This window comes from Streptomyces sp. NPDC002742, from assembly GCF_042888885.1.
Lineage (GTDB): Bacteria > Actinomycetota > Actinomycetes > Streptomycetales > Streptomycetaceae > Streptomyces.
This window is the reverse complement of the sequence record NZ_JBIAQF010000033.1, coordinates 72,621-86,940: the sequence shown is the minus strand read 5'-3', so window position 1 is coordinate 86,940 and position 14,320 is coordinate 72,621. Positions and strand designations below refer to the sequence as shown.

9 protein-coding genes and 2 pseudogenes are annotated in these 14,320 nt (G+C 71.0%); 6 read left to right on the top strand and 5 right to left on the bottom strand.

The window, feature by feature from the left end:
- Window positions 1-319 precede the first annotated feature (319 nt).
- Together ACFYW8_RS38660 and ACFYW8_RS38655 are read right to left on the bottom strand one after the other, a co-directional pair.
- Window positions 320-1,087, bottom strand: coding sequence for an IclR family transcriptional regulator (locus ACFYW8_RS38660; protein ID WP_389089982.1), 768 nt, complete (start codon window positions 1,085-1,087; stop codon window positions 320-322).
- On the bottom strand, window positions 1,084-1,512 hold the full coding sequence (locus ACFYW8_RS38655; RefSeq protein WP_389089980.1) for a MarR family winged helix-turn-helix transcriptional regulator: 429 nt from the start codon (window positions 1,510-1,512) through the stop codon (window positions 1,084-1,086). Before ACFYW8_RS38655 ends, ACFYW8_RS38660 begins: the two co-directional genes overlap by 4 nt.
- Window positions 1,513-1,845: 333 nt before the next feature.
- Here ACFYW8_RS38655 and ACFYW8_RS38650 point away from each other — a divergent pair.
- Both ACFYW8_RS38650 and ACFYW8_RS38645 read left to right on the top strand, forming a co-directional pair.
- Window positions 1,846-2,034 (top strand): annotated as a pseudogene (locus ACFYW8_RS38650) (4-hydroxyphenyl-beta-ketoacyl-CoA hydrolase); the annotation flags it as partial.
- Between the two features lie 13 nt (window positions 2,035-2,047).
- The gene (locus ACFYW8_RS38645) at window positions 2,048-3,550 is read left to right on the top strand and encodes a long-chain fatty acid--CoA ligase (protein WP_389089978.1); all 1,503 of its coding nucleotides are present in this window, start codon (window positions 2,048-2,050) and stop codon (window positions 3,548-3,550) included.
- A gap of 22 nt (window positions 3,551-3,572) precedes the next feature.
- Here ACFYW8_RS38645 and ACFYW8_RS38640 read toward each other — a convergent pair.
- A pseudogene (locus ACFYW8_RS38640) lies at window positions 3,573-3,836 on the bottom strand (hypothetical protein); the annotation flags it as partial.
- A 320-nt stretch (window positions 3,837-4,156) separates the two neighbouring features.
- On the opposite strand from ACFYW8_RS38640, the gene ACFYW8_RS38635 reads away from it, so the two are divergent.
- The 4 genes from ACFYW8_RS38635 to ACFYW8_RS38620 all read left to right on the top strand — a co-directional run bounded on the left by ACFYW8_RS38635 (window position 4,157) and on the right by ACFYW8_RS38620 (window position 10,867).
- Window positions 4,157-5,494 carry a 6-phospho-beta-glucosidase gene (locus ACFYW8_RS38635; protein WP_389089975.1) on the top strand — a complete coding sequence of 446 codons (1,338 nt, stop codon included), beginning with the start codon at window positions 4,157-4,159 and terminating at the stop codon, window positions 5,492-5,494.
- 288 nt (window positions 5,495-5,782) lie between these two features.
- Window positions 5,783-6,724, top strand: coding sequence for an ABC transporter ATP-binding protein (locus tag ACFYW8_RS38630; protein WP_389089972.1), 942 nt, complete (start codon window positions 5,783-5,785; stop codon window positions 6,722-6,724).
- Window positions 6,721-8,106: an ABC transporter permease gene (locus tag ACFYW8_RS38625; RefSeq protein WP_389089969.1), complete on the top strand. Its 1,386-nt coding sequence runs from the start codon at window positions 6,721-6,723 to the stop codon at window positions 8,104-8,106. The genes ACFYW8_RS38630 and ACFYW8_RS38625 overlap by 4 nt, the downstream gene beginning before the upstream one ends.
- Before the next feature lie 4 nt (window positions 8,107-8,110).
- Complete coding sequence (locus ACFYW8_RS38620) at window positions 8,111-10,867, top strand: alkaline phosphatase family protein (RefSeq protein ID WP_389089967.1); 2,757 nt, start codon at window positions 8,111-8,113, stop codon at window positions 10,865-10,867.
- 161 nt (window positions 10,868-11,028) lie between these two features.
- Here ACFYW8_RS38620 and ACFYW8_RS38615 read toward each other — a convergent pair whose 3' ends face one another.
- A complete protein-coding gene (locus ACFYW8_RS38615) occupies window positions 11,029-12,717 on the bottom strand; it encodes a carbohydrate binding domain-containing protein (RefSeq protein WP_365881359.1) in 1,689 nt (562 codons plus the stop codon).
- A gap of 135 nt (window positions 12,718-12,852) precedes the next feature.
- Window positions 12,853-14,079 (bottom strand): ATP-grasp domain-containing protein, encoded by a 1,227-nt coding sequence (locus ACFYW8_RS38610; protein WP_389089964.1) that lies wholly within the window; start codon window positions 14,077-14,079, stop codon window positions 12,853-12,855.
- Window positions 14,080-14,320: the final 241 nt, after the last annotated feature.

The window sequence follows — 14,320 nt, the reverse complement described above, 5'->3', positions numbered from 1 at the left end:
CCCGCCCGGGGGGCCGCCGCCCCCCGCCCCCGCCGGCGCCCGCGGGGGGGGCGGGGCCCCCCCGGGCGGGGGGGGGGCCGCCCCCCGGGGGGCGCCGGGGGGGGGGGGGGGCGGGGGCGGGGCGCCCCCCCGCCTCCTGGACACCCGCCTCGACCGCGGCCGTTCGCCGCGGGACCGCCGCCTGTTGGCCGCGCTGCCCGAGTGAGGCCGGGCACGCGTAACCGGCCCGGCGGCTTGCCGTCGCGGAGGCCGTCGCCTTGCGGCGACACCGCCCGTGTCGGCGTTTCCGCCGGGTGCGGCCGCGTCCACGACCACGCCGTCAGCCGTGTGGTTCCGTCCGGGCCGTCGGCCGCCAGCCGAGGGCCCGGGAGATTCCGCGGGCCGCCAGCCGTACCGCCGGGATCAACGCCGGTACCTGTGCGTCGTTCTGGGGTACGACGAGGGACACGGCCGCTACGACGGTGCCGTCCGTGCCACGCACCGGAGCGGCCACCGACAGGGCGTCGTCGGTCACCTGAGGGGTGCTCACCGCGACGCCCGTACGCCGGACTTCGGCCAGAGCGCGCCGCAGGCGGGCCGGATCCGTGATGGTGTACGGCGTGAAGGCGGCCAACGGGCCGGCGCAGTAGGTGTCCTGGAACGCGGGCCGTGCGTGCGCGAGCAGGGCGAGCCCGACACCCGTCGCGTGCAGCGGCCAGCGGGCACCCACCTGGATGCGTACACCGACCGACGAACGCCCGGCGATCCACTCGATGTAGACGACCTCGACGCCGTCGCGGACCGCCAACTGGACGTTCTCGTGCGTCGCTTCGTACAGGTCCTCCAGGTACGGCAGGGCGATCTGCCGCAGTGCGAGCCCGCGCGGAGCGAGCGCCGCGATCTCCCAGAGGCGCAGGCCGACGTGGTAGAGGCCGTCCGTGTCCCGCTCCAGCGCGCCCCACTCGGTGAGCGCGGCCACCAGCCGGTGGGCGGTCGTGAGGCTGAGGCCCGCCCGGCGGCTGACGTCGGTCAGGGACAGCGCCGGGTGCTCGTGGTCGAAGGCGGCGAGCACGGCGAGGAGGCGGCCGGGAGCGGACAGGGCGGTCATGAGTTCGGTTCGGTGTCCGCGATCCGCTGCAGCAGGGTGTGCAGGGTCTCCCGCTCGGCCGGATCCAGGGGCTGGAGCAGGTCGTTCGTCACGCGCAGTCCGGCTTCGTCCGTGTCGCGCAGGAAGGCGCGGCCGTCCGCGGTCAGGACGACGATCCGGCTGCGGCGGTCGTCCGGAGCGGGCCCGCGCTCCGCGAAACCGAGCTTCTCCAGGTCGTCGACGAGCCCGACGATCGCGCTCGGGTCGTAACCGAGCCGCGAACTCAGCTCCCGCTGCAACGCGCCCTCGGAGGTGGCCAGGAACCGCAGCAGCGCGTAGTGGCGCAGCCGCAGTCCGGACTCCTGGAGGAACGCGTTGAACAACTGGCCCGAGCGCAGGCCCAGCCGGTACAGCAGATAGCCCGTGTCCGCGTGCAGGCCGCGCATCCAGGGCTCCTCGGTGTCGACGCGGACGGGGCCTCCGGGGTGTTCTGCGGCGCGCTGCTGACCTGCGATGGCGGGCTCCTGGGGCCTGGCCCCGGCCGGGGCGGTTCAGAGGTACGGACCCAGCATGCTGTATGGGCAGGGCGGCAACAACTATTGACGTCGACAATCATTGCTCTTAGCTTCGATCTCGTCGCCGCACCGCTTCCGTCCCGCGGTCGCCGGACACGGTGTCGCAGCCGTGCCCGCTGTGGACACGAAGCCGATCCTGCGGGCAGCCGCGCTCCGGGCGAGCGTCCGCACCACGTGAAGGGACCTCTCGTGCCCCCATCGAGATCCAGCGCCTACTTCAAGGCCGAGGGCAGGCGGAGGCCGACCCTGGAGGAGACGGCGGCGTACTACCGCGAGCGCGGGATGGCCGCCGTGATCCTCACGGTGGACGCGGAGTCCGCCACCGGCACCGAGAACGAGGTCAGGCCGAGGATCCTCAAGGAGAACGCCGCCCGGCTCCACGGGCTCACACCGTAAGGGGCGCCTGATGCGCAACGAGGGACTGGGGTCGTGGCCCGCACGCCGGGCCCGCAAGACCCCGCACCGCACCGCCCTGATCCACGGCGACGACACCGTCCGATACGCCGAACTGCACACCCGCACCACGAGACTGGCGCACGCCCTGCGGGCCCAGGGCATTCGGCGCGGGGACCGGATCGCCTATCTGGGCCCCAACCACCCTTCCTATCTTGAGACGTTGTTCGCCGCGGGCCTGCTCGGCGCCGTCTTCGTGCCGCTCAACCCGCGCCTGGCCGGGCCCGAAATCGCCTACCAGCTCGGTGATTCGGGCGCCAGGGCCCTGGTTCACGCTCCGGCCTCGACGGGGCTCGTAGCCGGGCCGCCGGACGCCACCGATGTCCGTACGTTCATCGAAGTGGGTTTGCCCTACGAGGAGTTGATCGCCGACGCTCCCGACGACCCTATCGATCGACCCGTCACGGCCGACGACACCTGCATCATCATGTACACCTCGGGTACCACCGGGCGCCCCAAGGGCGCGACGCTCACCCACGGCAACCTCACCTGGAACGCCCTGAACGTCCTCGTCGACCACGACCTGACCGCCGACGAACGCGCCCTGGTGTCCGCCCCGTTGTTCCACACGGCGGGCCTGAACATGCTCACCCTGCCCGTGCTTCTCAAAGGGGGCACCTGCGTTCTGACCGGGTCCTTCGAACCGGCGGCCACCTTCGACCTGATCGAACGGCACCGGATCACCTTCATGTTCGGCGTGCCCACCATGTTCGACCGGGTGGCCCGGCACCCCCGCTGGGCCGACGCCGACCTGTCCTCCCTGCGCATCCTGACCTGCGGCGGCGCGCCCGTGCCGACCTCGCTCATCGCCGCCTACCAGGAACGCGGGCTCACCTTCCTCCAGGGGTACGGGATGACCGAGGCCGCGCCCGGCACGCTCTTCCTGGACGCCGGACACGCGGTCTCCAAGGCCGGCTCGGCGGGCGTTCCGCACTTCTTCAGCGATGTCCGGGTGGTCCGGCCGGACCTCACCCCGGTCGACACGGGAGAGGTGGGGGAGATCGTCGTCCGCGGACCGCACGTCATGCCCGGCTACTGGGGGCTCCCCGAGGAGACGGCCGCCGCCTTCACCGACGGCTGGTTCCGCAGCGGGGACGCAGCCCGCGTCGACGACGACGGCTACGTCTTCATCGTGGACCGCATCAAGGACATGATCATCTCGGGTGGCGAGAACATCTGTCCAGCCGAGATCGAGGACCTCCTCCTCGCCCACCCCGGCATCGTCGAGTGCGCCGTGATCGGCGTCGCCGACGACAAGTGGGGCGAGGTCCCCCGCGCGGTCGTCGTGGCCCGCGAGGGCGTCGAACTGGACCCGGACGAGGTCGCCGCCTCGCTCTTGGGCCGCGTCGCCAAGTACAAGATCCCCAAGTCGGTGGTCGTCGCGGACGAACTGCCGCGCACCGCCTCCGGGAAGCTCCTCAAATCCCGCATCCGTACGCGCTACGGCACCGGCTGACGCACGAGGCAGGGAGATGCCCGAGGTCCACCTCGTGCGGTCCGGGGGCGGCGAAGACGGTGGCGTGCTCGGCGCCCGGGATGTACCACTCCAGACCCTGGAAGATCAGCTGACGCGGGTTCGCGGCGCGTGCCTTCAGGATCTCCTGGTGTTCCAGCCGGGCTCCGTAGGAGGCGTGCCCGAAGTTGGAGTGCTCGTTGAAGACCATCCAGTCGAGACCGTACTCGGCTCCGGCGCGGGCGAGTTGGGAGAAGGTGTAGTGTCCCGCGCCGCGCGCCCGGCCGATCTTCCGTCGTTCACGCGTTGGAGAACGGCGCGGCCCCGGGGCCCCCGGATGAAACCGTCCTGAAGTCCCGGGGTCGACTCGATGGCGCCCGGTGGCCGGCGGGCCCACCGTTGCCGCACCCCGTCGCGTGGGTGGCGGCGCGTGCGTGGCGGCGCGGGCGAGAGTCCGCGGGACGGGGGACTCGACGTGGCGGTGGCGGACGGGCCCGTGGCCGTGGTGGCACGCTGCATCCTGGAAGACATGGGTGAAACAGGTGGTCGTGGCGTGCTCCCTCGCCGTGCGGCCTGCGTCCCCGCACGAACTGCGAAGGTGGTACTTGCGTGAGGCTGACCATTCTGGGCGGCGGCGGATTCCGCGTCCCGCTCGTGTACGGGGCGCTCCTCGGGGACCGCGCCGAGGGCCGCGTCACCCAGGTCGTGCTGCACGACCTGGAGGCGGGACGGCTCTCCGCCGTGGCCCGCGTCCTGGCCGAGCAGGCGACAGGGGACCCGGGCGCGCCTGAGGTGACCGTCACCACCGACCTCGACGAGGCCCTGCGCGGCGCCGACTTCGTCTTCTCCGCGATCCGGGTCGGCGGTCTGGAGGGGCGGGCGGCGGACGAGCGCGTCGCCCTCGGCCAGGACGTCCTCGGCCAGGAGACGGTCGGCGCAGGCGGCATCGCCTACGGTCTGCGGACGGTGCCCGTCGCGGTGGACATCGCGCGGCGGGTGGCCCGGCTCGCCCCCGACGCCTGGGTCATCAACTTCACCAACCCGGCCGGACTGGTCACGGAGGCGATGTCCCGTCACCTCGGCGACCGCGTGATCGGCATCTGCGACTCACCGGTCGGCCTCGGGCGCCGGATCGCCAAGGCCCTGGGCGCGGACCCGCGCGAGGCGTTCATCGACTACGTCGGGCTCAACCACCTCGGCTGGGTACGGGGGCTGCGCGTCGCGGGCCGCGACGAACTCCCGCGGCTGCTCGCCGACCCCGGGCTGCTCGGGTCCTTCGAGGAGGGCAAGCTCTTCGGCGCCGAGTGGCTCCAGTCGCTGGGCGCCGTCCCCAACGAGTACCTGCACTACTACTACTTCAACCGGGAGACCGTCCGCGCCTACCAGCGCGCCGAGAGGACACGCGGTGCCTTCCTGCGCGACCAACAGGCCCGTTTCTACGACGAGATGCAGCGACCCGGCACCGCGGCCCTGACCGCCTGGGACAGCACCCGCGCCGAGCGCGAGGCCACCTACATGGCGGAGAACCGGGACGCGGCCGGTGCCGGGGAACGCGACGACGACGACCTCTCCGGCGGCTACGAGAAGGTGGCGCTCGCCCTGATGCGCGCCATCGCCCGCGACGAACGCACCACCCTGATCCTCAACGTCCGCAACCGCGGCACGCTGAGCGTCCTCGACGCGGAGGCCGTCATCGAGGTGCCCTGCCTGGTCGACGCCAACGGCGCGCACCCCGTCGCCGTCGACCCGTTGCCCGGTCACGCCACCGGACTGGTGTGCGCGGTCAAGGCGGTGGAGCGGGAGGTGCTCTCGGCCGCCGAGTCGGGGTCCCGTACGACCGCGGTGAAGGCCTTCGCCCTGCACCCGCTCGTCGACTCCGTGAACGTGGCACGCGCCCTGGTCGACGGCTACACGGCCGTACATCCTGGCCTGGCTTACCTGAAGTAGGCCTCGATGGCGGGGACTTACGGTGCGAGACCCGCGGATGCCCGGCCCGGCTGACAGTTGGGCCGCCCGGCTTCCGCCAGGCTCCGCGGGGACTCGGCGCGCGGATCCGGCGCCCGAGGGTGTTGCCCGGGTCCGTCTGGATGACGCCCGCTTTGCGCAACGGACTTGCCGACGCCTTGACGATCCGTTTCCGCCGTGTTCAACCGGCCGTCTGTACTCGCGTTGTGTACCGTCCCTAAGGTCCCTGTGTGCTTCGAGTGCGTCGAGTGCTTCGAAGGAAGGGGACCCATGGACAGACTCCTCGCCGTCCGGGCTCGCGGGATCACCAAGTGCTTCGGCGACGTCGTCGCACTCGACGGCGTCGATCTGGATGTGGCGCGGGGGCAGATCCACGGGCTGGTCGGACCGAACGGCGCCGGCAAGACGACCCTGCTGGGTCTGCTGCTGGGCCTGGCCGTCGCCGACGAAGGCCGCCTCGAGATCCTCGGCACCCCGCTCAGCCGGGCGCTCGCCGCCCCCGACGGTGTCGCCGGTTTCGTGGACGGGCCCGGCCTCTACCCCTCGCTCACCGCCCGCAAGAACCTCGCCGCCCTGGCCGCACTCCGCGGCCAGGGCGCGCGGGCGGCCGGGGTCGACGACGTGCTCGACCAGGTCGGGCTCACCGATGTCGCCGACGACCCGGCCCGCGGCTACTCCCTCGGCATGCGTCAGCGGCTCGGCCTCGCCGCCGCCCTGCTCACCAGGCCCCGGCTGCTCGTGCTGGACGAACCGTCCAACGGCCTGGACCCGGCCGGCAAACGCCATGTGCACGGTGTGCTCGACCGGCTCGCCGCGAACGGAACGGCGGTCGTTCTCTCCAGCCACCGCATGGACGATCTCCAGGCGCTGTGCTCCGAGGTCACCATCCTCGCCACCGGACGGGTCGTCTTCTCCGGCCCGCTGAGCAAGCTGGCCGCCGAGAACCGTGAACTCGACTACCGGGTACTCACCTCCGACCCCGAGGCCGCGCGACTGCTGGCCGCCGACACGTCCGGCATCCGCGTCGTCGACGACTCCGCGTCACGGCACGACGCCGACGTGCTCGTCGTGCGCGCGCTGGTGCCCGCCGTCGACGAACTGGTGGTGCGGCTCGTGCGCACGGGTATCGCGCTGCGCGAGCTGGCCCCCGTGGTGTCGCCCCTCGAAGCCGCGTTCCTCGCCCTCACCGAGCAGAAGGAGACCGGCAGATGACAGCGACCGTCGCCGAGGACGGTGACCTCGGAGAGCAGGGACTTGAGGAAGCCGTCGCCGCCGCCCCCCGTGTCTCGGTCGCCCGCGCCTTCCGCTTCGAACTGGTCAAACTCGTCTCGCAGTGGCGGATCCGGCTGCTGGTCCTCGCCTGCTGGATCGTGCCGGCGCTCTTCGTCGCCGCGGTGAGTCAACAGAGCACGCTCCCCGTCGACACCCTCTTCGGCCGCTGGATGCACGCCACCGGGTGGGCCGGAGCGCTGGTGATGCTCGGTTTCGCGGGCACCTGGGCGCTCCCCCTGCTGACCTCGGTCGTCGCCGGAGACGTGTTCGCCTCCGAGGACCGGCTCGGCACCTGGCGCCATCTGCTCGTGGCGGTCAGGTCGCCGCGCCGGATCTTCGCGGCGAAGGCCCTGGCGGGCCTCACCGTCATCCTGCTGCTCGTGGCCGGACTCGTCGCCTCCAGTTCGGCCGGCGGGGCCGTGGCGGTCGGCGACCAGCCGCTGGTCGGCCTCGACGGCCACCTGCTGACACCGGCGGACGCCGCCGGCAAGGTCCTGCTCGCCTGGGTCTGCGTCCTCGCCCCGACCCTGGCCCTCGCCGCGATCGGACTGCTCGGGTCCATCACTTTGGGCCGGTCCCCGATGGGCCTGCTGCTGCCCGCGCTCGTCGCGCTCGCGATGCAGCTCGCCCAGATGATGCCGCTCCCCGTCGCCGTGCGCCTCGCCCTGCCCAGCTACGCCTTCATCGCCTGGAACGGTCTGTTCACCAGTCCCGCACAGCTCGGCCCGCTCCTGATCGGCATCGGGGTCAGCCTGCTGTGGGCCGTGACCGCGACCGTGTCGGCGTACGTGCTCTTCATGCGGCGGGACTTCACCGACGCGGCGCACGACGGCTCGGGCCGCAGCGCGGTCACCGCCGGAGTCCTGCCGCTCGTCGCGCTGGCCGCCGTGACGGTCGTGGTCGTCGCCGCCACCACGGGGGCCACGGGTTCCGGGATCGAACAGGACAAGGTGCAGCGCTCGACCGCCACGGCGTTCGCCCACCTCTACCGGCTCCAGACCAGGCAGCTCAACCGCCCTGCCGTCACGGAGGCACAGCTGAAGGTCACGGCGTCCTGCGACAAGGGCAGCGTCAAGGTCGCGGCCGAGGGGCCGGGCAACGACTGGCGCTGCGTCGTCTCCTGGCATCTCCCCGGAGTCGACGCCGTGGGGACGGCCGTCTACCAGCTCGATGTCACCCCGGACGGCCGATACATGGCCGACGGTGACGGACCGAAGGAGGTGAACGGCTACTTCCTCGTCCGCACACCGACCGGGGACGCACCGAACCCGCTGTGGCAGTTCGACGGCAACGTCGACCTGCTCGCCACCTCGAAGGGATGACTCCATGCAGGTAACGCGCCGCCGCCGGAGTGACGAGAAGGGGAGTACGGGCCCACTCGGCAGACACGCCGGCCGACGGATACCCCTGGTGACGGCGGGCACCACCGTCCTCGCCCTCGTCGCCACCGGGGCCGCATTCGCCCAGACGCACCAGTTCGGCACCGACCAGGTCGGCCAGATCACCGACCGGGGCCAGGTCATCTCCAGCGACCAGTACATCGCCCCGTACGGCGACCGGCTCGTCGTGAACAACGGGAAGATCATGTCGTCCTCGGTCAGCCCGGACGGCACGCACCTCGCGGCCTCGGTCACCGACGGCGGGAGCGCCCTGTCGATCGTCGACCTGAAGAACTGGAAGGTGCAGCAGCTCGTCAGCAACGCCGCGTCGTCGGTCCCGCGCATCAGCGGCAACAGCGTGGGCCAGGAAGGCCCCACGTACTCGCCCGACGGATCGCAGCTCTGGCTGGGCCAGACCGACGGCTACACCCGGTTCACCGTGAACCCGGACGGCAGCGTCGCCGCCCCGGTGTTCGTCCCGATCGCGGCGGACGGGCCCAAGCACGCGCTGGTCGGCGCGGCGGTGTTCTCGCCCGACGGCTCCACCGTGTACTCCGCGGTCAACGGACAGAACCGGGTGGTCGCCATCGACACGGCGACCGGGACCGTCCGGCAGAGCTGGACCGTGGGCAACGCCCCGCGCGACATGGCCGAGGTGGGCACCAAGCTCTACGTCAGCAACGAGGGCGGGCGCGCGGCGCAGGCCGGCGACACCACGATCAACTCCTACAACACCCAGGTGCCGGCCGACCCGATCACCGCCGCCACCACCACCGGCACCGTCAGCGTCATCGACCTGGCGGACCCGGCCGCGGCCGTCACGAGCATCCCGGTCGGTCTGCACCCCACCGCCCTGTACGCCAAGAACAAGGCGCTGTTCGTCACCAACACCGCCACCAACGACGTGTCGGTCATCGACACCGTCAAGAACAAGGTCGTACAGACCATCGCGACCCAGCCGTGGCCGGAGGCGTCGGTGGGGTACGAGCCCGACGCGGTGACGCTCACCGACGACGGCCATCTGCTGGTGACGCTCGGCCGCGCCAACGCGGTGGCCGTCTACCGGTACCGGGCCCCGCAGGATCCGGTCCGCTACATCGGCCTGCTCCCGACGGACTACTTCCCCGCGGAGATCGCGGCCGTCGGCAAGGACGTGGTGGTCTCCAACACCCGTGGCATCGACGCCCGCCGGCCCATCACCAGCGCCGGGCACGGCACCCACGACACCACGTCGAGCGTGCAGCGGTTCACGCTGCCCGACGACAGCGTGATCAGGGCGCAGACGGCCAAGGTCTTCAGGCAGAACGGCTGGACCCGTGGCTCGGTCACCCAGTCCAAGGGCAGGAGCCACGCGAAGCCGGTGCCCGTCCCGCTGCGGCTCGGCGAACCCTCGACGATCAAGCACGTCTTCCTGCTCGTCAAGGAGAACCGAACCTACGACCAGGTCCTCGGGGATGTCCCGGAGGGCAACGGCGACCCGTCGCTGGCGCAGTTCGGCGAGAACGTGACGCCGAACCAGCACGCCCTGGCCAAGCAGTTCGGGCTGTACGACAACACGTACGACATCGGCACCAACTCCGCCGAGGGCCACAACTGGCTGATGCAGGCGGACGATCCGGAGTACACCGAGTCCTCCGCCGGTGAGTACGCGCGCAGTTACGACACCGAGGACGACGCCCTCGGCCACCAGCGGACCGGCTTCCTGTGGACCGGCGCCCAGGCGAAGGGCAACTCGGCCCGTGACTTCGGTGAGTTCCAGCAGTTCCTGACCAAACCGGCGGACGCGAGCTGGCAGAACCTGTACTGCGACTCCAAGAACATGGCGTCGACCGGGCAGGACACCGCGTACACGCTGAACTCGTCCTCGCCGATTCCGTCGCTCAACGACGTGTCCGTGCACGGCTTCGCGAAGTTCGACACCAGCGTCCCGGACGTCTACCGGGAGGAGATCTGGAAGCGTGACTTCGAGAAGAACGGGCCGGCGAACCTGAACATGTTCTGGCTCTCCAGCGACCACACCGGCGGTCCGGCGAACGCGGCCGCCCAGGTCGCGGACAACGACCTCGCGACCGGCCGGATCGTCGACGAGATCTCGCACAGCAAGTACTGGAAGGACTCGGCGATCTTCGTCGTCGAGGACGACTCCCAGGCCGGCCTCGACCACGTCGACGGCCACCGTGCCCCGATCCAGATCATCAGCCCCTGGGCCCGGCGCGGCATCGTCGACAGCCACTACTACTCGCAGATCACGCTGATCCGGACCATCGAGCAGATCCTCGGGGTCCACCCGATGAACCAGAAGGACAGCGCGGCCAGCCCGATGCGTGCGGTGTTCACCCAGCGCCCGGACTACACGCCGTTCACCGCGCTGCCCAACCGGACCTCGCTGACCGACGGCCTCAAGACCCCGCCCTCCTGCGGCCTGGACACTCCCGCGCCGCAGGACCCCGGCGCGGCGCCGGTGCCCTCGGCGAAGGTGCCGGCGGACAAGCAGGCACTCGCTACGCAGTGGGACACCTGGAAGTCGCACCAGCGGCTGACCGGGCCGAACGCCATTCCCGACTTCGCGAACCCCGCGCAGATGAACCACTTCACGTGGTACCAGACGCACGGGTGGACCAAGCCGTACCCCGGTGAGCACCGGATCTTCGCGCCACAGGACGTGCCGGGCGCCTACCTCCCGTCGTCGGAGTCCGACGGGTGACGGCCGTCATCCGTCGGCTGACATACGACGGCCGACGCATGACGACTGATGTATGACGACTGACGTACGAGCGCGACACGATGGGCCGCCCGGACTTCCCGGACGGCCCATCGTGTTGTCCCAACGCGTTGTCCCGCTGCGTTGTCCCGCTGTCGTCGTCCTCAGCCCGTGAAGCCGGCCGTGATCGACGTGAACTGCCAGGTGCTCTGGCTGATGCCGGAGCAGTTGCTCACCACGCCGCCGCCGGGGCAGGACCGGTCGCGGTTGACCGCCCAGTAGGCGAGCCGGGCGATGTGGTGGCTGTTCGACCAGTCACGGATCGAGGTCCAGATCGCCGGGGTGGTGTTCTCCTGCTGGTCGGACAGACCGTTCATGCCGGAGATACCGATGTGGGAGTAGGCCGTGGCGTCGTCCCAGCCGAAGGTCGACTTCAGCTTGGTCTTCAGTCCCTCGGCGGCGTTGACCGTGTTGCCGTACATGTCGGAGCCGCCGCCGAAGTCGAACGGCATGATGGTGAAGACGTCGATGCCCGCGTTGAGGGACTGCGCCTGCTCGATGAGCCGGTTGCCGTAGTAGGTCGGACCGGTCGTCGAGGTGCCGAACGTGACGATCGTCCGCAGGCCGGGGTTGTTGGCCTTGACGGTCTTCAGCGCCGTCAGGATCTTCGCCTGGACCGCCTCGTTCTCGAACTCGTCGGTGTTCTCGATGTCCATGTCGATCGCCTTGAGGCCGTAGGCGCTGATCACCTTCTGCAGAGCACCGGCGAGCGCGCTCGCCGAGGAGCAGTTGGCGCCGAGCTTGCTGCCCTGCCAGCCGCCGAACGACGGGACGATGTCACCGCCCGCGGAACGGATCTGGTTGATGGCCGTCTGGTCGACGCCGCCGGTCAGCGCGCGGCTGCCGTCCCAGGCGGGGGTGCAGCCGCCCGAGTCCAGCACGAACGCCATCGTGAACCACTTGACGCCGGTTGCGCTCATCACCGTGGTCGGGTTCGGGGGATCGCCCCAGCCCTCGTACAGATACGGAGCGGCCTGCTTGAATCCGGTTCCGCCGCCCCCGCCGCCCGCGTCCGTCGTCACGCTCACGGAGTTGGAGGCCGCCGAGGTGTTCCCGGCCGCGTCCCGCGCCTTGACGGTGAACGAGTAGGCCGTGCTCGCGGACAGCCCGCTCACCGTGGCACTCGTGCCCGACACGCTGAGCAGCTGGTTGGAACCGCTGTAGATGTCGTACGCGGTCACGCCGACGTTGTCGCTCGACGCGCCCCACGAGAGTGACACGCTGGAGGAGGTCTTGCCGGTGGACGTCAGGCCGGTGGGCGCGGTCGGCGCCTGGGTGTCGGAGCCGCCACCGCCGCCGCCCGGACCGTCCAGGCTGATGTCGTCGGCGTAGTAGGTGCCCTGCGCGTACCAGCCGTGGACGTAGATCTTGGCACTGGTCTGCGAGGCACCGGTGGTGAAGGGCACGGTGAGCTGGCTGTACGCCGACGTGGACGTCGTCCAGTTCGAGGCACCGCCGTCCACACCGAGGTAGACGTAGCTGCCGCGGACCCAGCCCGTGAGGTTGTACGTCGTGTTCGGCTGGACCGAGACGGTCTGGGTGCACTGTGCGTTGTCGCTCGAACTCGCCGCCCCCGCAAGGGCTTTGGAGCCACCGTGCACGGGGCTTGAGACGATCGAACCCAGGTTGCCGGAGCAGGACCAGGGGGAGAGGCTGCCCGTCTCGAAGCCGGGGTTGGACAGGATGTTGGCCGCCTGGGCCGTGCCCGGCAGGGCGACCGCGCCGGCGAGGGCCAGCGCGGCCGTGCCCAGCAGGGCGAGGAAGCGATGTCTGTAACGTCTGAGCATGGTCATGCGCACGCGATCTCCCTGGAGATATGGGGGTGTTCGGGAGTGCAGAGAGGTGCGCAACCAAGTTGGTATGGACCAATCCCGCTGTCAAGATGCTGAGCGGAATTGGTCCAGACCGGTAAAGGGGTGAGGGCGGCCCTAGGCGGTTGCGGTGGCCGCTGTCGCGGCCGTGCCGGCCTGGGCGGACACGGCGGAGGCGGTCGCCTCGACCGGGGCGGACGACAACGCGGACGCGGACTCCGTGATCGGGGTGGACGACAACGCGGACGCGGACTCCGTGATCGGCGCGGGTACCGCGGACAGCGTCGGCACGGGCGCGTCGGCCCGGTGCGGCGGCAGCGACACCGGACGCACCGGACGCGGCCCCGAGACCACCGTGTAGTCCTGTCCGAGGAACGGCGGGACCACCTCGCCCGTCTCCTCGCCCAGCGCCAGCTGCACGGCCGCCCAAGGGGCGTTCACCCCGCACTGGGAGAGCTGGTGCAGGCCGCCCGCCGGACGGGTGTTCACGTCCATCAGGACCGGCTCGTCGCCGTACATGCGGAACTGGATGTTCGACAGATAGTGCAGCCCGAACGCCTCGGCGAGCAGCCGGGCGGGCTCGATCCACGCGTCGTCGAGGGTGAACCCGCGGCGCCGCCCGTTCTTGGTGCGGCCGATCGCCATGCGGACCCGGCCGTCCGGCCCGGTGAGGCAGTCCACCGACACCTCCGGCTGTCCGAGGTGCGGCATCACCAGCCAGTCGACCGGCTCGTCGGCGGCGCGGAGCGCCTGCACGACCAGTTCCAGCGGCACGTACGAGCTCGGGAACCCGTTGAGGTGCATCAGCGAGAAGGGGGTGCGGGTGATCACCCGGAAGCCCACCCCGCCCGCTCCGGCAGCGGGCTTGAAGCACGCCCGCTGACCCGCTGCCTCCAACTCCTCGACCGCGGCGACCAGTTCCTCCTCCGTGCGCACCCGCCACCACGGCGGCACCGGAATTCCCACGGCCTCGACAGCCTGGTACGCGGTGGCCTTGTCGTGGAAGACCGCGACCGCCTCCGCCGGCGGCGCCAGCAGCGCCGTACCGAGCGCCGCGAACTCGGCGCGCTGTGCCACGATCGCGTCCTGGTGCAGGACCGGCACGAACACGTCGATGGCGCGGCGTGCGCACATGTCGAGGGCGTACTCGACGTAGGCGCGCGGCGACAGGCCCTCGGGCTCCGGCTCGGCGGTGTCGGCGGCGGCCAGTACGGGGGAGTCGGGGTCGCCGTGGGTGGCATGGATCTCGACCGCGCGGTGCTGCGGATTACTTCGCAGCTGATCCATGAAGAACACGTTCTCCGCGTACGTGCGGTTGAGCCAGACGCGTACGCGAGAGCCCATGCAAGCCACCTTTCACGGTTCGCGGGCACGGCGAAGCAGGCCGGGCCCGGCCAGGGGTAGGGGAGGTACACCGAGCCGTCGCATGCCAAGGCAGATTCGAGCGGTGGTGTTGGGGCGATCATAAGGGGCGCGGGACCCCCGTGCTGCTACGGGGATGTTACGGATTCACCGACATGCCCGCCGGGGCCTCCTTGTACGGCGACGGGCGCGTGTGTTCTTGTGTTGGCATTCGCTTTCCAGG

Coding starts and splice junctions, on each gene's coding strand:
- ACFYW8_RS38660 (WP_389089982.1), bottom strand. CDS start 1,087: ATGACCGCCCTGTCCGCTCCCGGCCGCCTCCTCGCCGTGCTCGCCGCC.
- ACFYW8_RS38655 (WP_389089980.1), bottom strand. CDS start 1,512: ATGCGCGGCCTGCACGCGGACACGGGCTATCTGCTGTACCGGCTGGGC.
- ACFYW8_RS38620 (WP_389089967.1), top strand. CDS start 8,111: ATGCAGGTAACGCGCCGCCGCCGGAGTGACGAGAAGGGGAGTACGGGC.
- ACFYW8_RS38645 (WP_389089978.1), top strand. CDS start 2,048: ATGCGCAACGAGGGACTGGGGTCGTGGCCCGCACGCCGGGCCCGCAAG.
- ACFYW8_RS38610 (WP_389089964.1), bottom strand. CDS start 14,079: ATGGGCTCTCGCGTACGCGTCTGGCTCAACCGCACGTACGCGGAGAAC.
- ACFYW8_RS38625 (WP_389089969.1), top strand. CDS start 6,721: ATGACAGCGACCGTCGCCGAGGACGGTGACCTCGGAGAGCAGGGACTT.
- ACFYW8_RS38630 (WP_389089972.1), top strand. CDS start 5,783: ATGGACAGACTCCTCGCCGTCCGGGCTCGCGGGATCACCAAGTGCTTC.
- ACFYW8_RS38615 (WP_365881359.1), bottom strand. CDS start 12,717: ATGACCATGCTCAGACGTTACAGACATCGCTTCCTCGCCCTGCTGGGC.